This window comes from Lentibacillus sp., assembly GCF_035301675.1.
GTDB lineage: Bacteria > Bacillota > Bacilli > Bacillales > Amphibacillaceae > Lentibacillus.
In genome coordinates, this window is record NZ_DATGTT010000006.1 from 70,849 (window position 1) to 97,473 (window position 26,625).

The 26,625-nt window shown below is 44.8% G+C and carries 26 protein-coding genes; 10 read left to right on the plus strand and 16 right to left on the minus strand.

Annotated elements, in window-relative coordinates:
- Positions 1-37: 37 nt before the first annotated feature.
- The 3 genes from selD (at position 38) to VK097_RS01115 (ending at position 2,685) form a co-directional block, all read left to right on the plus strand.
- Positions 38-1,108, plus strand: coding sequence for a selenide, water dikinase SelD (selD, locus tag VK097_RS01105; protein ID WP_414672140.1), 1,071 nt, complete (start codon positions 38-40; stop codon positions 1,106-1,108).
- 18 nt (positions 1,109-1,126) lie between these two features.
- On the plus strand, positions 1,127-2,194 hold the full coding sequence (gene mnmH / locus VK097_RS01110; RefSeq protein WP_324209946.1) for a tRNA 2-selenouridine(34) synthase MnmH: 1,068 nt from the start codon (positions 1,127-1,129) through the stop codon (positions 2,192-2,194).
- A gap of 98 nt (positions 2,195-2,292) precedes the next feature.
- Positions 2,293-2,685, plus strand: a complete 393-nt coding sequence (locus tag VK097_RS01115) for a hypothetical protein (RefSeq protein ID WP_324209947.1) — start codon at positions 2,293-2,295, stop codon at positions 2,683-2,685.
- A 209-nt stretch (positions 2,686-2,894) separates the two neighbouring features.
- Here VK097_RS01115 and VK097_RS01120 read toward each other — a convergent pair whose 3' ends face one another.
- The 5 genes from VK097_RS01120 to VK097_RS01140 all read right to left on the minus strand — a co-directional run bounded on the left by VK097_RS01120 (position 2,895) and on the right by VK097_RS01140 (position 7,180).
- The gene (locus VK097_RS01120; protein WP_324209948.1) at positions 2,895-3,842 is read right to left on the minus strand and encodes an MBL fold metallo-hydrolase; all 948 of its coding nucleotides are present in this window, start codon (positions 3,840-3,842) and stop codon (positions 2,895-2,897) included.
- Entirely contained in the window at positions 3,832-4,050 is a 219-nt protein-coding gene (locus tag VK097_RS01125; protein ID WP_324209949.1) for a hypothetical protein, read from the minus strand. The genes VK097_RS01120 and VK097_RS01125 overlap by 11 nt, the downstream gene beginning before the upstream one ends.
- A gap of 165 nt (positions 4,051-4,215) precedes the next feature.
- Complete coding sequence (locus VK097_RS01130) at positions 4,216-5,511, minus strand: alpha/beta hydrolase (RefSeq protein ID WP_324209950.1); 1,296 nt, start codon at positions 5,509-5,511, stop codon at positions 4,216-4,218.
- 77 nt (positions 5,512-5,588) lie between these two features.
- Complete coding sequence (locus VK097_RS01135) at positions 5,589-6,941, minus strand: tripartite tricarboxylate transporter permease (protein ID WP_324209951.1); 1,353 nt, start codon at positions 6,939-6,941, stop codon at positions 5,589-5,591.
- Positions 6,942-6,946: 5 nt separating this feature from the next.
- A complete protein-coding gene (locus tag VK097_RS01140) occupies positions 6,947-7,180 on the minus strand; it encodes a hypothetical protein (RefSeq protein ID WP_324209952.1) in 234 nt (77 codons plus the stop codon).
- Between the two features lie 254 nt (positions 7,181-7,434).
- Between VK097_RS01140 and VK097_RS01145 the strand changes: the two genes are divergently transcribed.
- Complete coding sequence (locus tag VK097_RS01145) at positions 7,435-8,043, plus strand: spore coat protein (RefSeq protein WP_324209953.1); 609 nt, start codon at positions 7,435-7,437, stop codon at positions 8,041-8,043.
- A gap of 86 nt (positions 8,044-8,129) precedes the next feature.
- Here the strand turns inward: VK097_RS01145 and VK097_RS01150 are convergent, their stop codons facing one another.
- Complete coding sequence (locus VK097_RS01150) at positions 8,130-8,303, minus strand: hypothetical protein (protein ID WP_324209954.1); 174 nt, start codon at positions 8,301-8,303, stop codon at positions 8,130-8,132.
- A 3-nt stretch (positions 8,304-8,306) separates the two neighbouring features.
- Complete coding sequence (locus tag VK097_RS01155; RefSeq protein WP_324209955.1) at positions 8,307-10,262, minus strand: aconitate hydratase; 1,956 nt, start codon at positions 10,260-10,262, stop codon at positions 8,307-8,309.
- A 155-nt stretch (positions 10,263-10,417) separates the two neighbouring features.
- On the opposite strand from VK097_RS01155, the gene VK097_RS01160 reads away from it, so the two are divergent.
- From VK097_RS01160 to VK097_RS01185, 6 genes are all read left to right on the plus strand, one after another.
- Positions 10,418-11,218, plus strand: coding sequence for a TIGR00266 family protein (locus VK097_RS01160; RefSeq protein WP_324209956.1), 801 nt, complete (start codon positions 10,418-10,420; stop codon positions 11,216-11,218).
- A 59-nt stretch (positions 11,219-11,277) separates the two neighbouring features.
- Positions 11,278-11,460 (plus strand): YfhD family protein, encoded by a 183-nt coding sequence (locus VK097_RS01165; protein ID WP_324209957.1) that lies wholly within the window; start codon positions 11,278-11,280, stop codon positions 11,458-11,460.
- A 99-nt stretch (positions 11,461-11,559) separates the two neighbouring features.
- Positions 11,560-12,003: a YueI family protein gene (locus tag VK097_RS01170; RefSeq protein WP_324209958.1), complete on the plus strand. Its 444-nt coding sequence runs from the start codon at positions 11,560-11,562 to the stop codon at positions 12,001-12,003.
- Positions 12,004-12,074: 71 nt separating this feature from the next.
- Positions 12,075-12,332 carry a DNA alkylation repair protein gene (locus VK097_RS01175; protein ID WP_324209959.1) on the plus strand — a complete coding sequence of 86 codons (258 nt, stop codon included), beginning with the start codon at positions 12,075-12,077 and terminating at the stop codon, positions 12,330-12,332.
- Between the two features lie 359 nt (positions 12,333-12,691).
- A complete protein-coding gene (locus VK097_RS01180) occupies positions 12,692-13,141 on the plus strand; it encodes a hypothetical protein (RefSeq protein WP_324209960.1) in 450 nt (149 codons plus the stop codon).
- Positions 13,142-13,561: 420 nt separating this feature from the next.
- A complete protein-coding gene (locus VK097_RS01185; RefSeq protein WP_324209961.1) occupies positions 13,562-15,550 on the plus strand; it encodes an acetoacetate--CoA ligase in 1,989 nt (662 codons plus the stop codon).
- 580 nt (positions 15,551-16,130) lie between these two features.
- Here the strand turns inward: VK097_RS01185 and VK097_RS01190 are convergent.
- From VK097_RS01190 to VK097_RS01230, 9 genes are all read right to left on the minus strand, one after another.
- Entirely contained in the window at positions 16,131-16,337 is a 207-nt protein-coding gene (locus VK097_RS01190; RefSeq protein WP_324209962.1) for a hypothetical protein, read from the minus strand.
- A gap of 306 nt (positions 16,338-16,643) precedes the next feature.
- The gene (locus VK097_RS01195) at positions 16,644-17,294 is read right to left on the minus strand and encodes a class I SAM-dependent methyltransferase (RefSeq protein ID WP_324209963.1); all 651 of its coding nucleotides are present in this window, start codon (positions 17,292-17,294) and stop codon (positions 16,644-16,646) included.
- Entirely contained in the window at positions 17,291-17,833 is a 543-nt protein-coding gene (locus VK097_RS01200) for a GNAT family N-acetyltransferase (RefSeq protein ID WP_324209964.1), read from the minus strand. Before VK097_RS01200 ends, VK097_RS01195 begins: the two co-directional genes overlap by 4 nt.
- Before the next feature lie 70 nt (positions 17,834-17,903).
- On the minus strand, positions 17,904-18,497 hold the full coding sequence (locus tag VK097_RS01205) for a histidine phosphatase family protein (protein ID WP_324209965.1): 594 nt from the start codon (positions 18,495-18,497) through the stop codon (positions 17,904-17,906).
- A 116-nt stretch (positions 18,498-18,613) separates the two neighbouring features.
- Complete coding sequence (locus VK097_RS01210; RefSeq protein WP_324209966.1) at positions 18,614-19,423, minus strand: multinuclear nonheme iron-dependent oxidase; 810 nt, start codon at positions 19,421-19,423, stop codon at positions 18,614-18,616.
- Positions 19,424-19,511: 88 nt separating this feature from the next.
- Positions 19,512-20,048, minus strand: coding sequence for a P-loop NTPase family protein (locus VK097_RS01215; protein ID WP_324209967.1), 537 nt, complete (start codon positions 20,046-20,048; stop codon positions 19,512-19,514).
- 185 nt (positions 20,049-20,233) lie between these two features.
- Positions 20,234-21,673 (minus strand): sodium/pantothenate symporter, encoded by a 1,440-nt coding sequence (gene panF, locus VK097_RS01220; RefSeq protein WP_324209968.1) that lies wholly within the window; start codon positions 21,671-21,673, stop codon positions 20,234-20,236.
- The gene (locus VK097_RS01225; RefSeq protein WP_324209969.1) at positions 21,670-21,954 is read right to left on the minus strand and encodes a YhdT family protein; all 285 of its coding nucleotides are present in this window, start codon (positions 21,952-21,954) and stop codon (positions 21,670-21,672) included. Before VK097_RS01225 ends, panF begins: the two co-directional genes overlap by 4 nt.
- 219 nt (positions 21,955-22,173) lie before the next feature.
- On the minus strand, positions 22,174-25,854 hold the full coding sequence (locus VK097_RS01230) for a 5'-nucleotidase C-terminal domain-containing protein (protein ID WP_324209970.1): 3,681 nt from the start codon (positions 25,852-25,854) through the stop codon (positions 22,174-22,176).
- Positions 25,855-26,625: the final 771 nt, after the last annotated feature.

A 26,625-nucleotide genomic window follows, 5' to 3' on the forward strand; every position in this document is an offset into this window, starting at 1 on the left:
GCATACCTAACGCGTGTATGATAAAATGATAATTATAATGTTTTTCGTTGAAAGGGTGATTGAATTGGCAAATGCCGTTAAACTGACTTCTCTCTCCTCCAAAGGCGGCTGCGGATGCAAAATTGGTCCGGCAGATCTTGAAAATGTTCTCCGCTCGCTCCCGCAAACTGTACCGAACCCGAATTTGCTAGTCGGACTGGATACAAGTGATGATGCGGGTGTCTATAAATTAACCGATGATCTTGCCCTCGTGCAGACCGTTGACTTTTTCACACCAATTGTCGATGATCCATATGCATTTGGCCAGGTGGCTGCCGCCAATGCCATCAGTGATGTATATGCCATGGGCGGAACACCGATTACAGCTTTGAATATCGTCGCATTCCCCATCTCCACACTGGATGAAAGCATTCTCGCAGAAATTCTTCGCGGGGCCGGAGACAAATTGGAAGAGGCCGGCGTCTCGCTTGTCGGCGGCCATTCGATTGATGATGAGGAACCAAAATTCGGTCTGGCTGTCACAGGAACCGTTCACCCTGGTAATATCAAAACCAATACCGGTGCCAAACCGGGGGACAAGCTGATTTTGACAAAACCGATCGGTGTCGGCATTATGAGCAGTTCCCTGAAAAGGGATTTGCTGAATGAGGATGAAATTGACCGGGTTACACACGTTATGACAACTTTGAACAAAACAGCCTCCGAAACGATGAACGATTTCAAAGTCACTGCAAGCACCGATGTCACCGGGTTCGGTTTGCTTGGTCATGCATCGGAAATAGCAGCCGGCAGCAATGTTGAAGTTCGTATCGATTCAAAATCAGTCCCTGTATTACCGCGTGTCAAAGAACTTGCCGAATCCGGTGTTATACCAGGCGGCACGAAAAATAATTTTAACCACATAAAAGACATAATATCGTTCTCAGAAGAGCTTGATCAGCTGGACAAATATATACTGTGCGATGCGGTAACCTCAGGCGGACTTCTCATTTCAACGGATAGCGGTGACGCCGAAACCCTTCTCACAGAGTTACAGCAAAAAGGTGTCGAGGCACAAATCATAGGCGACGTTTCCGATGGCAGCAATGGTCATATTACAGTCGATTAGTCAGGAAGTGATGACAGTATGTTTCATGACATAACTTTAGAAGAATTGCTAAAAAAACAGCATAGTGAAAACCACACCATCATTGATGTCCGTTCACCGAAAGAATTTAACGAAACGACTATCCCGGGAAGCATCAATATACCGGTGTTTACAGACAAGGAACGTGCAGAAGTCGGCACGTTATATAAACAAGTTGGCAAAGAAGCAGCTAAAGAACGCGGACTGAAGATCATGTCGACAAAAATGCCTGAGTTCATCGCCAAATTCCAGCAAATTGACACACCAAAAACCGTGTTTTGCTGGCGCGGCGGCATGCGCAGTAAAACAGCCGCTACTTTGATTGACTTAATGGGTATTGATGTGAACCGGCTCCAGGGAGGCGTCCGTGCATACCGGCAATGGGTGGTCAGTGAATTGGAAAAAGCAGACTTCCCGCCTGATATCGTTGTTTTGAACGGCAACACCGGAACAGGCAAAACAAAACTTCTTCATCAGCTCGCTAATAAGGGTTACCCGGTGCTCGACCTGGAAGGAATGGCTGGTCACAGGGGTTCAATCTTTGGCCATATCGGGGCTGAGCCAAACATTCAGAAAGAATTTGAATCACAGCTTGTTCAAGTGATGCACAAATTCCGGGAAGCACCGTTTGTTTTAATGGAAGGTGAAAGCAAACGAATCGGCAAAGTCACCATTCCTGAATTTTTATTTGATAAAAAAGAGCAAAGTACACAGTTGTTCATTGATCTGCCGATGGAACAGCGCGTCCGTAACATTTTGGATGACTATGAGCCCTGGAACCAGCCGGAAAAATTCATCGAAGCATTCAACCGTATTAAAAAGCGAATCCATACACCGATCGCCAAACAAATTGATGAAGATTTAAGGAAAGAAAATTATCATCAAGCCATCAGGCTGCTGCTTGAATACTACTATGACCCGAGGTATGAACATATGGCTGAAAAATACCCTGAAAATAAAACAAAAGCCATGGAAGCTACCGGGATGGAGGATGCCATTTCACAAATTGAAAATGAACTGTTTAAAATGAATCCGCAAAAGACAAAATCCGTGTCATGCATGAATTGAAATATGGTGTTCATCTTCTGTTCATATACATGCATTACACTTAAGATGGATGTTGAATCATCATAGTTATATATTTTAGCAAAAGGAGAGAGTTGATATTGGAAAAACATAGTAAGACTTTGCTTAGATTCTCTGCCCTTTTCGCAGTTCTGGGCGCTTTTATTGGATCACACATGGCCGGTGCAGGCAGCCTGGCGTTCAAAACGGTACATGCCCATATTCTCGTTGTCGGATGGCTGACATTATTCGCCTGGGCTGTTTATTACAAAATTTTCACCCCGGCCAAAACGATTGTTGCCACATTGCATGTCTGGTCAGCGATTATTGGGGCAATCGGTCTGACCGCCGGTATGTGGCTCTACTATTTACGTCCGTTTAACCTGGCTGACGGATTTGTGACCATTCTCTTTATCGTTGGCGGCTCGATTTTACTACTGAGTTTTGTATTTTTTGGTGTGTTGACATTTATGAAGACAGAAGATGAGGCGTAATAAGTTGTAGTTGTGAACATTTGAGCGAAAATATTTTGAACTTGAGCCGATTCCGTGACAATTTCGGCCAATCGCAAAACGGAGGTCATTAACATGGTTAAAAGGGAAGCTCAAGTCTTAGAATGGTGCAGGTTTGCGGTCTGTTATTAGCATTCTTCCAAAAAGACTTTATCTGAAAAAGCCTGTCACCACACATGACAGGCTTTTGCTTATTGCTTCAGCTTTTTGAAGTAATCAATGATACCAAGGGCACATACTTGCATATCCAGATTAAGCAATATATAGACATCATGATCAGTTCGCAAACCTTTTATCGATAAATCACCCTTCACTTGTTCCAGCATGCGCGATGCCAAAACATCATATCCTTTTCCTTCCGACACTGCTTCTTCACCGATCTCAACAAAAATATCGAGCCATTGTGATACTTGATCAAGTGCTTCGTTAACATCCTCGGTCATTCCATAATGCCCATAATAAATTTTATCTAAATTCATCTTCCGAATACGATTTATAGACGCTTGCATAGCATTTGGATCAAAATGGTTCGGTGACGTGGATGGCAAAAAGAAATCAATGCCTTCATCAATCAACTGCTGATAGCGGACCCCCACAGTATCACCGGTGAACAGGCCGTTGCTGATTGGGTCATAGATACTGAAGTGATGTCTGGCATGACCTGGTGTATCAAGAAATTCCAATGTGCAATGATCGCCAATTTTTAGTGTTTCGCCTTCGTCTTTAATAATCAGACGCTCTTCCTGCACCGGAACAATCGGGTCAAACAATTCACTGAAACTGTCGCCATATACACCTCTGGCCCCTGCAGCCAGTTTTTTCGGATTCACTAAGTGTCTGGCACCTTTTGGATGAACAACGACGGTTGCATTCGGACACTCCTCCATCAGCAGCCCGGCCCCGCCTGCATGGTCGAGATGGACATGTGTCACGATGATGTACTTTACGTCTTCAAGCGAAAAACCAAGGTCATCGAGCCCCTTTTTGATATATTTGACGGACGGACTCGGACCTGTTTCAATCAATGTCAGGTCATTTTGATCAATCACATATGTACCCGTACGCTCAGATACACCCAAATCAAAGCCATCGATTAAATGAATGTGTTCGTCCAATGGAATCGGTTGTTTATCCTCCATTTCTTGTTTTCCCCTCCCAGTGAAAATCGGACTTCCCATCCAGCTCTATCCGGTCTGTCTTTTCAAGCCGCTCAAAAAAATAATCCGCACACATTTTGAACAACGGGAAATAAAGTTCCTGCAATTCCTTAGATCTTTTGACCCTTCCTTGCCTTCTTTCTTCCTCGAGATCCATCTGATGTTCCCAATCAATTTCGTCAACACTCAATTTGAGCCCCTCCTTCATTTACCTTCATTATACTTGAAGTACTGAGCTAAAACGAATCCTTGAAATCCCATTTTCAATTAATACTGCTGCTTAAAATCGACAATTTGATCCGGTGAAAAGAGCCTTTTGAAACGTCTTGCCAGGTCTAAAAATTAAAACCGCCATTTATTCCAAAAAGTCTCTATCCCTTAAAAATTCCATGATCCCCTCCATCAGCCCATCCGCCAATGGAAGATCAGGGTTGCTGTAAGTCTCCTTGTTACCCTGTTCATCTTCTGGTGCTTCCTTTAACACATGATTCATTTTTTCAATGATCAATTTATCAGTATTGGGTTGCGCTTCATACAGTAATTCCGCGGCACTGGCCGGAACCTGTAAATCCCGGCCGCCGCCAACAATTAGTGTCGGCACTTCAAGCTCACCCATCTCCTTAACCGGATCATACTGCATCCATGAAGCTATAAAGCTCTGAACAGACGGACGGAAGACGTTCTGCAATTCCTGGCTCACGTCTTGCACCTCTTCGCCCTGCTTCAGCTTTTTAATAATACTTTCTGCCTCCTGCAGCGAATCTCCGGACAATTGATTTTCCAGCTGTTCAAGAAGCACCTGGTCAATCGAGCGACCCGACCCGGCAAGTGAAACGAAGATATCAGCATGCCTTTCTTTCGCAGCCAGCATGCCGACCAGTGATCCCTGACTGTGTCCGATGATACCAACGCTTGCAAAATTTTCTTCCTGTTCCAGCAGTTCCGTCCACTTAACCGCATCATTCACGAATTGGCTAAACCTTAGCTCATTTTCCGGAATAGCCGCCTCGAGATTTTTCCCCGTTCCGCGCTTATCATAACGAACACTCGCAATCCCCTGTTCGGCCAACCTTTCAGCCAGCATCTTGAGGCTGTTGTTTTCCCCTTGGATGCCGCTTGAATTGCCATTGCGGTCAGTCAGTCCCGAGCCGGGGATAATCAGCATAACCGGAAATGGACCGTCCCCATCAGGCTTTTCCAGTTCACCATAAAGCGTCCCTTCATTTGTTTCCACACTTAAAAAATTCTCATCGCTTTCATCCACAAGACCCCCTTTTGTTAACCTAAATGGAAAGGTCTGCCCTTGTTGACTGAAATTGCCTTCAATTACATCATCCTTATATTCGCCGTCAAATGAAATCTGCTGCCCGTGTACCTCCATGAAAAAGGCAATATCCTGTCCGTTGACGGTAACTGAAGACAGCGGATAATCTTTGATACCCTGGACCGGGATACTGATAGTCCCAGACCGCCCATCCTCTTTGATTAGATTAACAATGATCTCAAGCTGATGATTGGGAACATCAATTGCCCCTGTCCATTTACCGTTCACAGCCTTATCCTCCTCACTTTCTTCCTCACCATCACTGCATCCGGCAGCAACTGCCAGCATAAAAATGAACAAACATAAAGTAAATGCTGATTTTCTCACAGGCATCCCCCTCTGCATCTGCCGGTACTACGATGACAGGCAGCATAAGGTTTCACGGCGACGGAAGAAAGGATTTTTTAAAATATCAATCCAACAAGCCATGGGGCTGCATATAACGTCATGAACTGGACACCATAATTGACACCTCTCCGATGCAGAAAACCTGCCACCAGTCCGATTACCAGGACACCGGCAATATTCAGAAACCCGGCATCCATGTACGCAAGCATCATAACAAGTCCGAAAAACAGACCAAGCATTGCTTCGTGCGGGATATATTTGAACACAAACGCACATATCGGCTGTGCATATTTAATGGTAATAAAGAAGGTCAAGCCAATCGCAATCACAGCCCCGATCACTGTTGCCATCACAAAATCGTTCATCGATAGGATGTGATGCAGATTATGTTCATATGTGTAGACCGGCGGCGCGTTAAATAAAGCATGCCCGGGCCCAAGAGCTGTCGGAGAAAGCGGATAGCCTATCGCAATCAAGGGGACCAGTGTACCTGAAAGATATGCTGCGTTTGTCAGCCCGTCCATACTGGAGATTGCGCGGGCTGCACGCTTCACCGGATCTTTGATGCGGCTGGCAACCATTTCGCCGAGAAAGATGGTCATGCCGACTGGACTCATGAAAAAGGTGAGCACCCCAAATATCGAACTGACAACACTTGAGATCGTCTCATTTTTATCCAAGATTTTGAACGGATTTGGAAATCCCTTCTCTGCCTTTGTTCGTCGCATTTCAATCGTTTTTGTACCATAACGCGACAGATTTCTCCTGATGCGCCCATTCAGCAATTCAAATAATTTTAAAATAACCGGTCCAATGGTAATGCCGAGGAAAAATGACGTGAAGACAGTTGTATCTTCAGGTACAATATCCAGACCCCAATATAAATTGCGAAGCCCCTGAATGACAAATGCAAATGGAACAATCGATAATACGGCGAACCAGCGATTTTTCGTCATCAATGCCAGAAAAATGGCGCCGAAGAAAAATATCTGACTCGAATACTGTTCGATAACGTCGGCCAGAGGCACCAAGGCCGTTGCCAAGAGCAGACTTAATGGCACCGAAATGAGTGTTCCAATCACGGAACCTGAAGCCATTTTGCGTATGCTCACATCCGGTTTCCCATACTTTTTCAGTACCATCGCATGCTCAACCATCGGCGCCGACATGACACCACCCGGAATACCAGCAACCGCAACCGGAATGGAATCGGTCAATTTTTTCGCTACAATGGCTGCAATAAAAAATGTCAAAACGAGAATCGGCTCGAGTCCGGAAATAACAAGCACAAGCGTAACCGGTGCAAGGACGGCCGTTTCATCCGTACCAGGTGCAATCCCGATGATCGTATATAATGCAGCACCAAGTATTGCTGCAGCAGCCATCTGTCCAATTAAAACAACATCCATAACGCCTACTCCTCATCTGTATAACTGAAATTTCGTTTTGGTTTAATGACTATCGTACTGATAATAAAGCCTAACACCGCCCCGATCAGCCCGTATATGAGCGGCTGCTGGCTTTCGGGAGCAATCAGATATCCGCCAAGTGATGTCACGCTGCAAATTGCCAAGCTAATAACCAGATCCTTTATACGAACAAGGTCTTCCCATACTTCAACGTTTTCTTTTTTATCTTCTGCAGACAATGTATAACAACTCCTTACAGCTTATAAAATCGGATACAAATTTGGATTGCAGTGTTTTAAAATGGCTGTATTCTCCATAAAATTATACCTATTCAACATTGTTTAATGAAGGTATTTTAAAAAATTTTTATTCGAGCGTTTTGGTGAGCTTCTCGATCGATTTGCCGACATTATAAAAAATGGCAATAAGCAATATACATAATGCGTTTCTTTTATCCCAAAATAACAATGAATACTTTTAGGAGGTTATGTTGATGCTTAACCAGCAAAATTTTACGGACACGACGCAACTGCCACCGCAACAGCATTACGGCGGCCATGATATGTTTGACGCTCATGAGGCGTTATCATCACTGACCGGTGCATTGGATCAGTGTGTGCTCTATGAGCAGCACATCCAAGATCCGGAACTGCAGACAATGTCACAGAAGCACCGGGCTTTTTGCAGCCAGCTTTATAATACGATTGTGGATACGTACCAATCCGGACAAGATCCGGCTGTCGATACCCAGTCCTATAAAATGGATCAGAACAACAATGTTATGTATGGTATGCAACCCTCGTCACAGCCGTCCACACCTATCCAGTCGGCCAGTGAAATCAATGACGAAAAGATTTCCGGCTTCATGATGGGTTCGTTAAAATCAGCTGCAACAGCATTTACGAATGCTTCACTGGAGATGACCAACCCCGTAATGCGACGTGTGCTGGCAGACAGTGTTCCGAACTTGATTGAAATGGCCTATGAAGTATTCCTTTATCAAAACAAGAACCAATATTATCAAGTACCTCAGCTCCAGCAGCAGGATATGCAGGCATTCCAGCAAAGCTACGCCCCAACCCAGGGCACAATGCCGCATTAAGCTGCTGCCAGTCAAAAAGAGGAATCGGCTGTTCCGCCGATTCCTCTTTTTACGTGTATTGGTGCTCTGAGACTCTGTCCCACATGTCAATCCAGCAGCCGGTTATTTTCGTCGACGGACATGACGCGTGCAGGTCTGGAAATATCATCAATATCACGTGTCCCATCCCCGTCACACACGCTACATTTGTATTGCCAGCCTTCATCATCGGAAAGCATGCCTGTTCCTTCACAGGCTTTGCATGTATTTTCACGTGCCATGGTTTACCCTCCTATCTGTTGCCGATCTTTCACCCAATTTATGATGCCGCCTTTCAGCATGATTTCAATTTGACGTTCGGAAAGGCTGTGTTGCACATTGATTTGTTCATTATTATCTTTTACATCAATGGAAAATTCATTCCCCTGCTGAATTTTATTCCGTAAATCGGAAAGTACCAGAACATCACCGGCTGACAGCAAATCATAATCTTCTTCATTGACAAATGTCAGCGGCAGCACGCCAAAGTTCACAAGGTTCTGCCAGTGAATCCGTGCAAAATCCTTCACTAGTGCCACACGCAGCCCCAAATACCGTGGAGCCAGTGCAGCATGTTCACGGCTTGATCCCTGACCATAGTTATACCCTCCAACGATTGCATGGCCCCCGTCGTCAACGGTCGACTTCCCGCGTTTATAATACGTATCGTCGATGATCTCAAACGTAAACTTGCTGATTTCCGGCAGGTTGCTCCGGTATGGAAGCACACGTGCCCCGCCGGCTAGAATTTCATCGGTCGAAATGTTATCATCCATCTTCAGAAGTACCGGCAATTCCATATGGTCAGGCATCTCATCCATCTTAGGGATAGACGCGATATTCGGACCCTTCTTTAAATCAACAGATTTCGCCTGCTCATACGGAAGGGGTTCATCAAGCAATTTCATATTCGCTGTTCCGCGCTTGGGCTCCTTTATTTTCGGAAAATCTGCTTCAAGTGAACGCGGGTCGGTAATTTGCCCTGTCAATGCTGATGCGGCCGCTGTTTCTGGACTGCATAGGAAAACACTGTCCTCTCGTGTTCCTGAGCGGCCAGGGAAATTTCGTGGTGTTGTGCGCAGGCTGTTTCGGCCTGTCGCAGGTGCCTGTCCCATGCCAATACAGCCATTGCATCCTGCCTGATGCATCCGTGCTCCGGCCTGAAGCAGACTGGCAATATGGCTTTCTTGCACTAAATCTGTCAGCATCTGTCTCGATGTCGGGTTAATATCAAACGACACTCCATCGGCAATATTTTTACCGTTTACAATTTCTGCAGCTATGGCAAAATCACGGTAACCGGGATTGGCAGATGATCCGACATAGGACTGATAAATTGATGTACCGGCCAGCTCCCTGACCGCGACAACATTCCCCGGACTCGAGGGCTTGGCAATCAACGGTTCCAGTTCTGAAAGATCGACCTCTTCCAAAACATCATACACTGCCTCTTTATCTGCCGTCAGCTCAATCCAGTCGTCTTCACGGTCCTGTGCCTTCAGAAACCGCTTGACTTCTTTATCGGATGGAAAAACCGTACCTGTCGCACCGAGTTCCGCTCCCATATTGGCAATCACGTGGCGGTCCATGGCACTTAAATTTTCAACCCCCGGGCCAAAATACTCAATCACTGACCCGACGCCGCCTTTTACGTCATGCCTGCGCAGAAGCTCAAGAATGACATCTTTCGCGCTGACCCAATCAGGAAGTTTCCCCGTCAGCTTGACTCCCCATACTTTTGGCATTTTGACGTAAAAAGGCTCACCGGCAATGGCCATCGCAACATCTATCCCGCCTGCCCCCATCGCAAGCATGCCCATACATCCGTTGGCACACGTATGACTGTCAGATCCGAGCAGTGTTTTGCCTGGTTTGGCCAATCGTTGCATATGTACGGGATGACTCACACCATTCCCCGGCCTGGAGTAATACAATCCGAAGCGCTCTGTTGCACTTCGCAGAAATAAATGGTCATCGGGGTTTTTGCTGTCTTCCTGGATCAGGTTGTGATCGACGTATTGCGCTGATGCTTCGGTTTTGGCCCGGTCGAGTTCCATTGCCTCAAGTTCCAGCATGACCAGTGTCCCGGTCGCATCCTGGGTGAGTGTCTGATCGATTTTCAAACCAATCTCTTCACCCGGTGTCATCTCTCCGGCAACCAGATGGTCTTTAATCAGTTTCTGGGTAATATTAAGTGCCATCAAATTCCTCCTAAGCAAATAGCATCTGCATTATTTTATACATGAGTATACTTTTGTAGTATATGGAAAAGACACATAATTATTTGCCAAGCGTGTGAATCTTTTTAGAACTTTCTACGTATTACTTGGATAACAACTAAAAAGGGGATGAAAACGTGAATAACCACGAAATTGATTACGAACTCCATGGGGATGACATGCAATTTGTTGAAGTTGAGCTTGACCCGCAAGAAACAGTTATTGCTGAGGCGGGCGGTCTCATGATGATGGATGAGGAAATCCAGATGGAAACAATCTTTGGAGACGGCTCATCCAATCAAGGCAGCGGTCTTATGGGCAAACTGCTTGGCGCCGGAAAACGCGTCATTACCGGTGAAAGCCTGTTTATGACAACATTTACAAATGAGGGAACCGGCAAAAAACACGTATCCTTCGCTTCCCCATATCCGGGTAAAATTATGCCAATGGATCTGAGCGAGCTGAATGGGAAATTGGTTTGTCAGAAAGATGCCTTTCTTGCTGCTGCAAAAGGTGTGTCAGTCGGAGTTGAATTTCAAAAAAAGACGGGCGTCGGCTTTTTCGGCGGTGAAGGATTTATCATGCAAAAACTTGAGGGCGATGGATTGGCATTTGTACATGCCGGCGGAACCATGCATAAAAAGGAACTCGCACCCGGCGAAACATTGCGTGTAGATACTGGCTGTCTTGTTGCGATGACACAGGATATCAATTATGATGTGGCGTTTGTCGGTGGTGTCAAAACGGCTTTATTCGGAGGCGAGGGGCTGTTTTTTGCGACATTGCGCGGTCCGGGAACCGTATGGGTGCAATCACTGCCGTTCAGCCGTCTTGCCAGCAGAGTATTTGCCTCTGCTCCTCAAGAAGGCGGTTCTGATAAAGGAGAAGGAAGTATTGCCGGAGGATTATATAATCTTTTTGGCGGTGACAGACGCTAATAAAATACCCGTTTTTTGCACATACTATCCACGAAGCCATTTTGATTGGGGTGGTTTGTATGGGCAGAGACGAACATCGAACGAATCGCAGAGGAAGGGCCCGTATGGCGCAGACACCGAAATACGCCAAAACGGACAGCAAGGATGTGGAGTTTTCCGAAGAATTTGGTGACCACCATGACAAAATAGCTCAAGTCAGAAGACGTGCAGCTCAAGAACGTATGAAAAACAGGGAATCCTAAGAAAAGTGCCCCGCTCCCTGGGGCACTTTTCAATTTTTTGCAGGTCGGGCATTCAGGAATTAAAATAAACGTATGAATACTTAACAAGGAAGTGGCAGCATGGGGAAAAAAAATGTCGATGACTATTTGACTGAAGGGATTTACGGCTCCCGGCAAACGAAACGATCGGAACGGAAACAATTCCTGGGGACAATCAGGGAGCGAATTGTGATTGCTCTTACAAAAGGACAGGTCATGTCAGATAAAGGGCTCGAACACCTTGAGACGGCAATGAAGGCAAATAAAAGTGCCAAACTGCTGATGAACGGCGATGTCTCACATAAATTTTTGAAGGAAGAAAAAGCACTGGCGGACAAATACAATATACCATACACAGAAGTCACTAATGAAGAAGCCGATACGGACATCGGTGCCGTCCTTGCATATGATTATGCGATTGAGAAAGAGCATATTTTTATTGATGATAGCACAGATGACCAAACACAAAAAGACACTGATACTGATGAATCCTTTTTCGGTAAGATTAAACGATGGTTTTCATAAAGGGAAGCGACTGGATTAACCCTGAATAAAATTTTACAATTCAGGAAACATAAGGGGCGGAGGTGTCTATTATGACGCAGCAATACCTTTGCCCTAATTGCAAAACAAATCGTTCTCGGTTTAACATTATTGAACAGGTGGCAAAACCGGTGAAATTGGATCCGCAGACCGGTGATATATTAAATGATTATACAGACAATCAGCCGGAAATTTTTCATATTACCTACTCTGGTCCGGAGTATAAAATACAATGCGGTTCATGCGGGCTGGTTGAAGATGAACTTACCTTTGTGAAGTTTGCTGAGCATGGTCGTAATAATCAACAGTAGTGTCATATGCGGTAGTCGTTTATGGCACATTGTTTTAAATGCGCTTCGGACAATGCTCATACCGGAGCGTTTTTTGTATGTACGCATAGGCTGCACATCCAAAACCATTTTCCCGGGTTTCCCTGGCTTGTATGAAATAAGCTTAAAACATAACGCCAAAAATACATAATTAAAACATATTTTTTACTTTTGCATTACTGTAACAATAAATCCCGTTAACAATATCTTTCATAATGATGATTTCGTTTGGTAAATGGCATTTTCTATGGTTTAATCCCGTTAAATTCAAAGTTGCGCCCCGTAATATAGCGTGATATAGTTTAAACAAGTTTCGCTTTAATAAGAGGAGGTGAGAAAAATTGGAAACGATTTTACAGCAGTTAGTCAATGAAATCAAAGATATCAAGATTAACATGGCATCCAAAGATGACCTGTCGGGGATGGCTACTAAAGATGATATATCCGGCATGGCATCCAAAGATGACTTATCGGGGATGGCCACTAAAGACGATATCTCTGGCATGGCGTCCAAAGATGACTTATCGGGGATGGCCACTAAAGACGATATCTCTGGCATGGCATCCAAAGATGACATCCAACGCCTTAAAGAGAAACTTGAAGAAAAAATAGATGGCAATACAGCAAGAATAGATCGTAATTACACCCAAATCAATCGAAATTTCAATCAGATTGCAGTGAATTCAGAAAAACTGCAGGAGCTATCGGAAAGCAGTCAAAGACAGGATAAATCGATGGAAACCCTTGCATTACGGTCCATTGAACATGAAACAAAGCTAAGAGATTTATAATGTACTACGAAAACTTAATGAGATTTAGTTGGTAAAAGTTAGCAAACACGAATACCTATTAAAGCAAAATAATAGAGCTCCAGCAACTTCTCCCACGGGTTAAATTTTTCACATTGAACTTCAAATTCTCCAAGAAATTAAATTGATATTCTTTAATGAAAGACATTCCAACAAGGATATCAGTTACTTCAAGATGATTAAAAGGATTGTTTAAAATTTATTGCTTCCCAATGAATTACCCCAGCTTCCCCATTTTCCTGAAGTACTCCAATTCAATAGCCTCTTCAAGCTTGATTGACATCCATTTTGACTTCTATTCCCAATGTTCGCCCTTGCAGGAATGAGCAACGCCCACCCTTTACACGCAGAAAACGGTTTCATATAATGGATAATGAGTGCAGTCTAAAGGAGGGGCAGGATATGAGTGAGATAAAAGAAGGCACCCTGCTATGGGAGCCGGATGAAAAACGAAAACAGCAATCAAAAATCTATGATTATATGAATTGGTTAAGTGAGAATAAAAACCTGCAATTTGACGACTATCATTCGCTTTGGAAATGGTCCGTCGACGAATTGGAGGACTTTTGGGTATCAATCTGGGAATACTTTGATATCCAGGCGAAAGATCCTTACGAAACGGTTTTGACATCACATCAGATGCCCGGGGCCAAATGGTTCCCGGAAGCAACGGTCAACTATACCGAACATATTTTCAAAAATCGGGACAATGATACGCCGGCTATTATCGATTCATCAGAATTACGCAAAACACAGGAGATAACCTGGCAACAGCTGCACCAGGATACAGCCGCCATGCAGCAAAGCCTTAAAAGTCTTGGTGTTGCAAAAGGGGACCGTGTCGTGGCCTATGTTGCCAATATCTATGAAACTGTTGTGGCGTTCCTGGCAACAGCAAGCCTTGGTGCCATCTGGTCGAGTGCCTCACCGGATTTTGGCACACAAAGCGTGATTGACCGGTTTAAGCAAATCGAACCCAAAGTGATGGTGACCGTTGATGGCTACCGTTACAGCGGAAAGGATTTCAATCGGATTGATATTGTGGAAAATATCCAGTCCGAGCTGCCGACTCTGGAAGCGACCATTGCTATTCCGTATTTAAATGAGCACCCTGATACCAGCCGCCTGAAAAACGTCACATTATGGGAGGATGCGGTTGCCGAATCAGGAACCCTGACTTTTGAGCATGTTAGCTTCAATGACCCGCTTTGGGTGTTGTTCTCCTCCGGTACTACCGGCAAACCTAAGCCAATCGTACAAAGCCAGGGCGGTATTTTACTGGAACATCTAAAAGCATTGACATTCCATGCAGACCTTGGAAAAAATGACCGCTTCTTCTGGTTTACGACTACCGGCTGGATGATGTGGAATTTCCTTGTCGGAGGATTGCTGACCGGCAGTACGATTATTTTATACGACGGCAACCCGGCCTATCCGGATAAACGGATGCTGTGGAAGTTTGCCCAAGATACGAAGATGAATGTTTTTGGGACGAGCGCAAGCTATATTACCGCCTGTATGAAAGATGATGACCTGAAACCAGGTGAGGAATTTGACTTGAGCCATCTCGAGAGCATAAGCTCAACCGGGTCTCCATTGCCGCCGGAAGGGTTCCAATGGTGCTATGACAATGTGAAAGAAGATCTTTGGATTGCCTCAGCAAGCGGCGGAACCGATGTCTGCACAGCGTTTATCCTCGGTGCGCCAATTTTACCGGTGCATGCGGGGGAACTTCAGTGCCGCGGTCTTGGTGCCAAAATAGAAAGCTTTGACGACGATGCCAATCCGCAAATTGAAGAGGTCGGGGAGCTTGTGCTGACCGAGCCATTCCCATCCATGCCGATTTATTTTTGGAATGATCCCGACGGCATCCGTCTTCATGACAGTTACTTTGACGTATTCCCGGGCATTTGGCGGCACGGAGATTATTTGAAAATGACCAACCGTCATACATGCGTGATTTATGGCCGATCAGATGCCACTATCAATCGCGGAGGAATTCGTATCGGAACGAGTGAAATCTATCGCGCAGTTGACCATGTCAGTGAAGTTAGTGACAGTCTGATTGTGGACGTTCCCAAAGGTGATGGCGATTCCTATACACCGTTGTTTGTCCTGATGAAAGAAGGCGAGGAACTGACTGATGACGTGAAAAACACGATTAAAAAGCAGATCCGGACACACTGCTCACCAAGGCACGTACCGAGCGGCATTTACGAAGCACCTGAACTGCCAAAAACATTGAACGGCAAAAAACTGGAAATACCCATCAAGAAAATATTAATGGGCAAGCCGGTTAATGATGTAGTCAATAAAGGATCACTGAGCAATCAGGATTCACTCGATTACTTTATCCGGTTCGCGGAAGAACAGCCAAAAACAAATACGTAAAAAAAGGCTGAGACAAAAGTAATGAATCAAAGAAAAAATCCGAACGATGGTTCAAAATTCTTCAGTTAGATTTCGAATCAGTTCGGATTTTTCTTTTGATAGATATAAGAAAGTATAAATTTTTGGCGCTACGAATGCTTTATCAAAAATAGCCACGTCCGGCTCCAGCGCTAAAGCTGTAGCGTGACTTCCTTCACCTCCGTCCGATAAGTCAACAGCGATTCACTTACGTTCATCGTGTTTCCTTTATCTCCTGCGGTTCAGTCCAGTCCGTACGTCGGTAAACGGGCGCCCCGAGCCTTTGTTCAGTATAATTCGCTTCCATCTAAACCAGCGAAGGAAAATTGCGGAGACTCCTGGTGGAGCATAGGCCTGGATGAGACCCCGAAGTGCGACAGCAGGAGGCTCATCAGCCGCCCCCCGGAAAGCGAAGCATTTTTCCGCAGCGGTGGTTATGATTTCCCCATACATTTCACTTAAATATTCCAGTTATCTTCGTCTTTAATGTTAAACGTTTTAGTTATGTCCCAGCCCCTTTTATAAATCCATATGGAACTTCTAAATCCAGCAGTTAAGCAAGTTACTGTGCTTCTTTAAAAATGGACCAAATGGACATAACGAATAAAATAATCAACAGCACTGCAGAAGCCATGGCAACCGAGGTTGTAACAATTGATTTGTGGTTAATAATCATATAAAAATCTACAAACAGCAACGCTGCAATAATCAATGGGAACACATAGAAGCCAAACTTTCGATTACTCTTCTTCAGGATTTCCAATTCCATGCCGTCTCACCTCTCACTAACAAGGATGTTATCAATTATCAAAAATACGGGTGTAGGAGTGAGATGTTCCTTTCACCACCGTAAATAAGCTGAATGTTCATTTCTGATTTATCCATACCCTGTTTATGTTTGAGATACACATCCATTGGGAAAACAAATTTATTTAAATTGTGAGATGCATGGAGGAAAAACCGGCGGACTTGGGCGAGAAAACAATAATATGTTCCCGGGCGTTATAATATGGGCAGGTGAGCCTAAACTTGGGCGGCTCATGGCAAATATTGAATACAAACCAATCACGTCGCTTCAATTCATAGGTCTTGCCCAAATTAAACGAATGATATCCGACCAATAACTGTTCTTATAATCAATGTTGAGGCCGGAATCCTCAACAATCTTCATGATATCTCTGTCACAATGACATCCGGCAGCCTTTTTGAACAACGGATCAGCCATCTTTTGAGCAAACGATAAAACGGGATTCGAGCTGATGCCGTGTTCCATTAACAGAATGGTACCACCTTTTCGACACCAGTGGTTAAATTGATCTAATACCGCCGTTGGGTTAGGATAGCCGCACATCGTCAGCGTTGAAACAATGCAATCAAAAGAACCTGGTTCAAAAGCGAGATCAGCCACATCTTTTTGCAGCAGTTCAGCATCAATTTGATAATCTGAGGCGTTACGCCTGGCGCTTTTGATCATTTCCGGGCTGAAATCAACCCCTGTAACATGGACATTTTTACGGTCGTAATATGGAAAATTCGCCCCGATTCCGACACCGACTTCCAAAACATTTCCATGGGCATTTGCTAAAAGCGGTCTTCTCCAGCGATCCAGGAGACGATTGTTGCAAATACCTTCATATACTTTGACATGTTTATCATATTTCCCGATCAGCTTTTCTTTTTGCATCTCTTCACATCCATTCCACAACTGGAAGTCCAATCGTTTCAATATTGACCCGCTTGCCATTCACGGCGCAAAATGCCAAAAATAAGCATGTCTTCAGGCTCGCCATCACGGATCAAATATTCCCGGTAACCGCCTTCATGTGTAAAACCACATTTTTCATAAGCAGCAATTGCCCGCTTATTGTTCTCAAATACTGTTAGCTGAACACGGTGCAGATTCAGCTCCCTGAAAACAAAGCCCAAAGCCAGCCTAAGCACTTCCCGGCCATATCCTTTATTCCGGTTCGCCTCGTCCCCGACACCGAGTGACAGCCAGGCATTACGGTTTGCCCAATCAATCGAATCCAGTACCAGAAAGCCGATTAAATCATCCGACTCCAGCGTCCGTACAGCAAAAATATATTCATTATGTTTGTGCTTTTTCAGATACCATTCTTTTAATTCATATTCGGTTTTTGGAAAGGCAGGAGACGAATCCATCAGCCGCATAAACTCTTCATCCTGGTACCACTGTTCCAATATAGATAAATCATTCTCTTTGAATCTGGTCAGTTTAATACTATCTCCTGTTAGCAGTTTCACAGTTATCCCCCTAGGTTATTTCATCATCAAAACAGGATATAAAGCAGTAGATATAGTACGCTAAAAAGTGTTACATTTTTAGCGATTTACTCTTCATTAAATGCTCTGTCCAATTATACACATCACAATCCCAGCCGTTTCCGCACTTTATTAGCGAAGTTAATGACGTATTCTTTAAGGATTCATCCATATTTGAATTGGGACAAAGTGCTTTAAGAAGGGTCTTAATGAATGCTCCGTGGCTGACAACCAATACGTTTTGATTCATATGTTTCTCACTAATCTCATCCATAAACGAACCACCTCTGGAAATCATGCTTTCATGTGATTCGAATTGCATATCCAATTCACGCCAGTTGAATCCCCATCTTTGGACCCTTTCTTCCTCTGTGGTTCCTTCAGTAAGCCCGCCACTTCTTTCACGGAGCCTGGAATCCAAGTTCAGTTGTGTTTCAAGTTTAGCGTTCAGAATTTCTGCAGTCTGCTTTGCCCGTAAAAGATCACTGGAATATACGACATCCCATTCACCAATTTCCAGCCGTTCTGCCAGTAGTTGAGCTTGTCTCAGGCCTTCTTCATCCAACGGGATATCGGAGTTCCCTTGCGCTCTTCCTTCCTTATTCCACTGTGTAACCCCATGACGGACAAATCCGATAGTCGTCATTAAAGCAGCACTCCCCCAAAAAGTATTTATTACAGACTTCATGACTATGTTAACACAATTATCATATAAGCAACCGTGTACCGTTTCTTTTATACGTTTAAAATCAACTGGACTATCTATTTCCCTATTAGACTCCCAAGCCTGGGAATTTGCTCAGCCAGCACATCATAGTCTGTCCTCCATTCAAAAATCGGACCGATACCGCCGTATTCCAATGAAGCAACCCATGGCTCCTGCCAGCTGCCATTATGAATATTTTTCAGAACCCAACCGGCTAGGTCCCAGTCATCATCAGACATTGGCATACTATCCCGGAGTTTGTTTCCATCACTCTGAACGCCTGTAATATGCAGTTCTTTAAGATGATCAAGCGGCAGCCTGCTAATATAATCGTAAGCATCCGCTTCCAGGTATTTGCAGGTCATTCGGGCATGAGCTGTATCCAACAGAAAACCGCACCCTGTCTCTCTGATAATCCGGGCGATAACATCAGGGTCAATAATCGGTCTGAGCATATCACCCTCATAACTCCGGTAAACGACATTTTCAGCAATAACCCGCTCTGCACCAAAACGATCAGCAACGACATTAATATCCTCTGTGACACACTGAATCACTTCATTAATTTCGATGGCATTCCGTGTATTGATATCGATGTGCGGGAAATCTTCAGCGAAAGCCACCAGGTGAACATTGATATAAGGGGTGTCTGTTGCCGCCAATAGTTCCCCAATCTTTGACCAATCAGCTTCTGAAAGATCCCTTCTCCCCACATTCAAAGCAAAATGCACATATGAAGGCTTGCCAGTTTGAGCAGTTTTAATAAGATCCGAATCAAAGTCCGGACATTTGAACATGTCGATCTGGACGTCTTCTTTCTTTACCAGTTCAAACACTTCCGGTGAATAATTTACTGCGTACTTCACAAAATCCCCCTTTAAAAAAGCCACTTCCAAATTTATTTCTGCAAGCAGCTTTCTAATTCCCTGTATGATAAATGTTCTTTTACTGAACCTACTCAGATGCCTGCATACTATTCAGTGTGTCAAGATAAGTTTTAATCGCTTTTTTATTCTTGAGTATAATAACATTTCGGTCATTTCCTGTTTCAAGAAACGACTGAAGTCTTTCTTTCATCTTTTTCTTACGGGAATGATAGGTGATACAGATGAACTTCAAAAACGTATAGCCCAGTTTTTCCTTGCATCCTTCTCCCATATCCGGCCGGGTTTTGCCAATATGAAGCAGCCAGCGCTTGGTCACTCTGTAGAGGCACACAACCAAAGGAAGTTCGAGGTATATAATTGTGTCTGCCTCTCCCGCACGGATATCATACGTATTGCTGTAATTGCCTTCGATAATCCACTGGTCGCGGGTGACAATCTCTTTTTGTGCACTCTCAAATTCTTTCCTTGGCGCTTCCACCCAATTAGGCTTCCAGTGCAATGCATCAAGATGAACAACGTCTATATCCAGCCGCTCACCTAATTCCCGGGCAAATGTGGACTTTCCCACGCCTGCTGACACGCCTAACACCATAATACGATTCATTATACACCCCACTGCTTTCTGTCGACCCTCATGACAGAATTATAGCGCTCCGCTCGAGTCTACAGCGATTTTGCCCCAATCTTTAGCGCAACCCCTATAGATAGATTGCTGACTGTATAAAAACTTAGCTCAATCCAGGAACTTACAAATATTTCCTGAAAATTCGCTTCCTAACTACACAGGTATCACGTTTCTTGCCCAATAACTTTTTCCTGTGTTCCCAGACTCGCGATTACATAAGCAAAGAACGCCACCACTACCGGCAGTACGACCGAATGCATTCCGAATGGCTGCGGGAAGAAAGAATCCGATAAAATATAAAGACCCACGCCGGTAACCATTGAGGCAAGCGCACCGTATTTATTTCCTTTTTCCCAGTACAGTCCCATTACAATCGGCCAGATAAATGCCGCTTCAAGACCCCCAAAGGCAAACAGATTCAGCCAGATTATCAGATCAGGCGGATTGAGTGCCATCAGGAATACAATAATCCCTAAAGTCGCCGTTACACCAATACTTAGTCGTTTGACCCGCCGGTGTGATGCGTTTGGTTCCACATAATTCAAGTAAACATCTTTGACAACTGATGAACTGACCAAAAGCAGCAGTGAATCGACCGTCGACATGATGGCAGCCATTGGAGCCGCCAATACGATGCCAGCTAGCCATTTGGGCAAAACTTCGAGTGCAATCAGCGGCATGACCTTATCACCGACTTCAATGCCAGGCAAAATCGGCCGGGCAAGAACACCGATCAAATGCATATTCAGCATGATGACACCGACAACGATTGTTCCGATAATGATGGCACGGTGCATCGAACGGGAGTCTTTATAGGACATCGCCCTGACTGTAATCTGTGGCAGGGCCACAACACCTACACCGACAAGTATCCAGAACGATGACACAAAAGCTGGTGTGAGCGTGCCTTCAGCCCCGTAAGGCGTAACCAGATTCGGATTTTCGGCGCTCAAACCCTCCATGATATTGGAAAGCCCGCCGCCTGCAATAATTGTCGCGATTAGCAATATAAGCGTCCCGACAAACATAATCATCCCCTGGATCGCATCGGTCAGCGCGACCGCACGAAAACCGCCGATCGTTACATAAATGAGCACAAACAGCGCAAAAATGAATAACGCTGTTGTATACGGAATACCGACTAACGACTCAATCAGACGGGCACCGCCAATCCATTGGGCCGCCATCGCTGAAAACAGAAAAATAATAATGCTTAGTGCGGAAATCAGGACAACCCATTTGGACCGGTATCGCTTTTTTAAAAAATCGACCATTGTCAGCGCTTTATACTTACGTGTAACAATCGCGAATTTTTTACCCAGGACCATCAGCACAAAATAGCCGGTTGAGACTTGTGTCATTGCCAGGAGCACCCACCCAAGCCCCTCGGTGTAAGCCGTGCCGGGACCGCCGATAAAACTGCTGGCGCTGCCGTATGTAGCCGTCATCGTCATCGCTAGGACAAACCCGCCGAGACTTCTTCCACCGAGGAAATAATCCTGCATAAAGTTATTTGAAGTTTTTATGTATTTGCCGGACCATACCCCGACACCAAATATAATCAGTAACACAGCAATTAACGGAATTAATGCCTGCCAATTCATTTTCCATCTCCCTCTTCATCGAACGGAACTTCCACAAACCATTTCTTGACGACAATTGTCACAAGAACTGCCATGACAACGAATCCCAGTACACAGCTATAAAAGAACCATGCCGGCAGCCCGAAAACATATGTATATTCAGATGGATCCTTACTGCCAAGACCATATGCAAAGGCATACCACCAGATAAAGTTGAAAATGACCAACCCAACCCCAAATAGTGCTTCACGGTTGGCAACTTTATAACGCGGATCGCTGTCGTCTTTATTTTCGTGTTTCATGGAATTCAAGCCCCCCACGCATAAAATACAATTTTTTGACTTTCCTTTTAAATATAACGGAAACTAGTCAGGTTGTAAATATTTGAAATATTCTTGATGAATATTAGGATGTTCAACGAACAATAGCCTTGCACGGGATAACCGCGCAAGGCTTCTCATTCAATGTGAACCTCCCCCACTAAATCAAAGATTTGACGGGGGACTTCTTGCTTGTTTTTGTTAAAATCCTTTTCCGTTACCGTCATGCAGACTGACCTTGAGAACGTTCCCTTCAAATTCCCGCATGACGAATTCAGCTGTCTTTTCACCGTTCGTTACAATCAGTATGACATCCTTCTTTTGCAAAATATCAACCTGCTTTTTGTTCAGCAGCAGTTTCCTTGGCTTTTTATCATTCTGTATATCGATAACAGCCCGAATGCCATTTTCGAGTTCTCTTAAATCTTCGGTATGCACCGTTGCGGTTCCATTATTGTCTTTCGGTACAATAACCGCTTCTTCCGGATCTTCTCCAGCAGTTCCTTCCGTTATACGTCCTTCCGGGCCATATTCGAACGGATTATCAGAGGTGCTGTTCAGACTTTCCACAAACGCAACCGTGGCATCAATATCAGACGGTCCCATAACCGGATTCTCACCCAATTCATGGATCGGGGCATATTTTGAGCCGGTTGACGTGCCCATATAATTGTTCACCGTCAGGGTATATGTTTCGTCCGGATCAATCGGCGATCCATCCGGGGATGTCACGTCAACAACTGAGTTTGTCTCCGGATCCCATGTGTAATGGAACCCACTGATGCTGTAATCAGGTCCATATTCCGGTGATAATTGAGCTTCGATAATCGGGAACAGATCCTCACCCTGTACGTCAAACTTCATCAGGACATTGCCAAACGGCTGGACGTTGTATAAATCCCCCCAGGTTACCTCGCCTGCCAGCAGATCATCCCTGATTCCGCCTCCGTTCATCATGGCAAAGTCACTGTCCATAGCCGCTTTCATACCATCAGCAATTAAATTACCGAGTCCATGGTCACCATTATTCGTATAATCACCGGTCAAATCCGCAGCATTAAAGCCAACCACTTCGTTCATAATAGGTGCGATCTGTTCCGAATACTTGTCAAGAATGGCTGTCACTTCTGGATCAGGTGTTACCTCACGCTGATCGATAAAGTCCACTTCCGCTTCTTTATCGACAATATCACCTGTCGTGCGGTCAATTTCCAAATCGACATCAGAAATCGCTTTGCCGTATTCCGATGCCTGCACAATCAATTTATCGTCAACGACACCATTATTGACTACATGATTATGGGCGGAAAAGATAACATCCACCTCATCATCCACAGCATTCCCCAAATCCGCCGCCTCTCCTGTTACGGTATCCCCGCTTTGTTTTCCTGGTATATGTGATAACACAACAATCGATTTAACGTCCTGGCTTTCCAGTTCATCAACTGCCTCATTGACAGCTGCAACCGGGGCGGTAAATTGTGTGTTCTGAATCCCCTCAGGCATCACCATACCGGCCGCTTCCGGCGTAATGACCCCGATAAATCCGATTTTTTGCCCGGCCACTTCTTCAATCGAATATGGCGGGAGGAAGCTATCACCGGAATCTTTATACTCACAATTTGCACATAATACAGAGAAATCCATGCCGTCATATCCCTCTGTGCCTTCAGGATGCTCGCCGCCATTCACCATTCGAAGCAATTCTTCCGTGCCTTCGTCAAATTCATGATTGCCGACTGCACCAACGTCAAATCCGATTTCTTCCATAATTTCAACCGTCGGCTCATCCTGCAGCAGACCCGACACAGGAGAACTGCCACCAATCATATCACCCGCATGGACTATCAATGTATTCGGATTCTCCGCTTCCCGCTGTTCAATTGCTGCAGCCGTATAATCCATCTTGCCGTACATGCTGACAGTCCCATCATCATCAGGATCCAGTTCATATTGTTGATCAATTTTGCCGTGCAAATCGTTCATACCGAGCAGCTGGACCTGAAGATTGTCGCCGGAACCATCATCTTCTCCTGCAAATGTGTAGCCATAATCCTGGGCTGTCGCTTCATCCCAGAAAAATACCCGTTTATCAACCGGGACATCCGCCCAGTTTTCAGGCAAAACGTATTCCATCGTACCGGAATTCCCGACATATTTGGAAAAACCTTTCTGATCATCATTTGCCCGGAAGACAAAAGGCAATTCAATCAGCGGGTTATCCGGGTTCCATATTCCAAGTCCAGCATCTTTTGCCGACTTCACAGCATCCTGATAAGCCGGATAAACCTCCTCATCAAAAGGCGCAATAAAGTATGTCACGGCATAGCCTTCCCGGACCATTTCAAGGTTAATGTTCATATCATCTTCAGCACGGATGATCTCACCGAGCAGCCTGCCGTAATCGTCGGTCGGTTCGTCACCAATTTTAACCTTAACTTCATCGCCAGGCTCAAGCAGCTGATTCATATAATTTGTTGCCTGGTCACCATGATATTTTTGATTGTCATTAATCTCATTACGTGCCGGATCATCGTTATGGGCAGTGTATGTCTCAGGCGTATCCATGTTCAAAAATCGGACAGTCGTCTCACCCAGAACCGGGGTTTCGAGATGAATCGTATCACCATCTACGACACTTTCAACCGTAGATTCATAGGTCCCTGCTGCTGATGGCGGGTCCGGCTGTTCATCAGCTATCTGGATATCGGCCTGTTCGGTCGGAATCAGCTGGTACGAATCATATTGACTTACTATGGCTGTCACATCATACCATTTATCTGATTCTAACTGTGAAACGTCCAAAGCATTTTCCATAACCCTTAAAGTTGTACCGTTAAAATCGGAATCAATCATCGAAATGTTATAGCCCCCACCTGCAGGGCTGGATGGAATACTATTGATAAACCCGTTAACATGAACAAGCTCACCTTCATAACTCTCTGCCGTTTCGGAATCCTGAAGGTCAGCCAGCGTGATTGATTGCGGCTCAGGAAGTGTCTGTCCGCTCTCCACGACTTCAATGGAAGACGGGATAATTTCCTTCAGTCCGTTAAATGTGTCCAATTCACCAGAGACAGTTACCTTGTCGCCTTTTTCAACATCAGGCAATGCTCCCTGTTCATATGCAAATACATTAATGCCGCCGGTTTCATCCTGGATGTATGTGGTGAATTGGCCTTCATTGCTGATAGCCGAATTGTCTGCTGTCACAATGCCTTCCACTGTTACAGCGGTCCCATCATTTAATTCCCGGGCATCACCAATTGAGTACTCACCCGGATCTTCTGGAGGATCATCTTCTCCGACACCATCCATTGTATGGTCACCAAGATGGCTAAAGGTATCCTGATCATAATCAGTCCATTCCACTTCATCATATACTGTATTTCCCTGTGTAACCGAAGAATCTCTTACAAGCGTAGCGTCCTTTGCATACTCACTATCATTGCCAATGATGCCAATCGTATCAATTGGCTCACCATTCCTTAACAGGACGACAGCATCATTGCCGTTAAAATTAATGAGCGCCGAATCTTGCATGTCAGCCTGTGTCAGTATGTCGCCTGCCGCATTTTGATGGGCAGCCACAAACACCCCATCATTTGCAAGCGATCCTGACAGTGTCAGCGACTGGGTCGGGTTATCGGAACCATTACTGTACAGTTCCAGCTGATAGTCTGATAGATTCACGGAACTGCCCGTCCCATTATAGATTTCAATTGCCTTGTTGTACGAACTGCCTTCAATATACTCTGAAATAAATAAGTCATCTGCCGATTCCTGGTTCTCGGCGTTTGCCATCATCGGCGAATAATTCATAAAAACCAGTGCAAAAACAAGCGAAAGGCTAAACAGTTTTCTTAAGGTCAATTGTTTCATGGACATCCTCCGTTCCGATATTTTTGTCACAAATCGTCGTGACACTTTAAATATGGCATATTGAAAGGTGAGATACAATTGAGTTTTTGCTAAAATATGGTTAATCTTGACCATTTTTTGAATCCTTATGATAAATTAGATATGAATACCCATCTATCAATGAGCTTACCAGTGTCATTTTTCCTATTACCATATATCCGGTGTGCTTTCTGTAAAGTTAAAAGGGGTAGGGACATAACTAATACGTAAACCTTAAAGACGAATGATAAGCGGTATATTCTAGTATAATGTTTGGGTAAGCATTAACGACCGCTGAAACAATACTTTGCTGGTTTAGGTAAAAATTCATTATACAATAAAAGAAAGGGTTTTTTTTGTGCATCTTTGCTCTTCGCAGCTGATACAAACTATGACACAAACCAGAAGTTAGCGAGAATCTCTAACCACGCAGCCGGAATATACTCGCTTTCCGTGGGCTCACCACGAGCCTCCTCGCTCACATAGACCGCTCGCTGTGGGGTCTCTTAGGCTCGCTGTCCCACTGGAGTCTCGCATATTCCGGCTGCTGGATGGTGTGTTCTAAAACAAATCTCTAATCAAACTAAAGGAAGTCGTCATTTTGAGCGCAGCAAATACACGACGACTCCTGCGGGAGCAAAGGCATAGGTGAGACCCCGCAGGGCGTCAGCCCGAGGAGGCTCACCAGCCGCCCGCGGAAAGCGGCGTGTATTTCCGGAGCGGTAGAAGACGCACCAACTTATACCTTAAGTT

Excerpts from the sequence above, each read along its gene's own strand:
- selD (WP_414672140.1), top strand. The coding sequence starts at position 38 with ATGTTTTTCGTTGAAAGGGTGATTGAATTGGCAAATGCCGTTAAACTG.
- mnmH (WP_324209946.1), top strand. The coding sequence starts at position 1,127 with ATGTTTCATGACATAACTTTAGAAGAATTGCTAAAAAAACAGCATAGT.
- VK097_RS01120 (WP_324209948.1), bottom strand. The coding sequence starts at position 3,842 with ATGGAGGATAAACAACCGATTCCATTGGACGAACACATTCATTTAATC.
- VK097_RS01135 (WP_324209951.1), bottom strand. The coding sequence starts at position 6,941 with ATGGATGTTGTTTTAATTGGACAGATGGCTGCTGCAGCAATACTTGGT.
- VK097_RS01145 (WP_324209953.1), top strand. The coding sequence starts at position 7,435 with ATGCTTAACCAGCAAAATTTTACGGACACGACGCAACTGCCACCGCAA.
- VK097_RS01150 (WP_324209954.1), bottom strand. The coding sequence starts at position 8,303 with ATGGCACGTGAAAATACATGCAAAGCCTGTGAAGGAACAGGCATGCTT.
- VK097_RS01155 (WP_324209955.1), bottom strand. The coding sequence starts at position 10,262 with ATGGCACTTAATATTACCCAGAAACTGATTAAAGACCATCTGGTTGCC.
- VK097_RS01165 (WP_324209957.1), top strand. The coding sequence starts at position 11,278 with ATGGGCAGAGACGAACATCGAACGAATCGCAGAGGAAGGGCCCGTATG.
- VK097_RS01170 (WP_324209958.1), top strand. The coding sequence starts at position 11,560 with ATGGGGAAAAAAAATGTCGATGACTATTTGACTGAAGGGATTTACGGC.
- VK097_RS01175 (WP_324209959.1), top strand. The coding sequence starts at position 12,075 with ATGACGCAGCAATACCTTTGCCCTAATTGCAAAACAAATCGTTCTCGG.
- VK097_RS01185 (WP_324209961.1), top strand. The coding sequence starts at position 13,562 with ATGAGTGAGATAAAAGAAGGCACCCTGCTATGGGAGCCGGATGAAAAA.
- VK097_RS01190 (WP_324209962.1), bottom strand. The coding sequence starts at position 16,337 with ATGGAATTGGAAATCCTGAAGAAGAGTAATCGAAAGTTTGGCTTCTAT.
- VK097_RS01205 (WP_324209965.1), bottom strand. The coding sequence starts at position 18,497 with ATGACGACTATCGGATTTGTCCGTCATGGGGTTACACAGTGGAATAAG.
- VK097_RS01215 (WP_324209967.1), bottom strand. The coding sequence starts at position 20,048 with ATGAATCGTATTATGGTGTTAGGCGTGTCAGCAGGCGTGGGAAAGTCC.
- panF (WP_324209968.1), bottom strand. The coding sequence starts at position 21,673 with ATGAATTGGCAGGCATTAATTCCGTTAATTGCTGTGTTACTGATTATA.
- VK097_RS01225 (WP_324209969.1), bottom strand. The coding sequence starts at position 21,954 with ATGAAACACGAAAATAAAGACGACAGCGATCCGCGTTATAAAGTTGCC.
- VK097_RS01230 (WP_324209970.1), bottom strand. The coding sequence starts at position 25,854 with ATGAAACAATTGACCTTAAGAAAACTGTTTAGCCTTTCGCTTGTTTTT.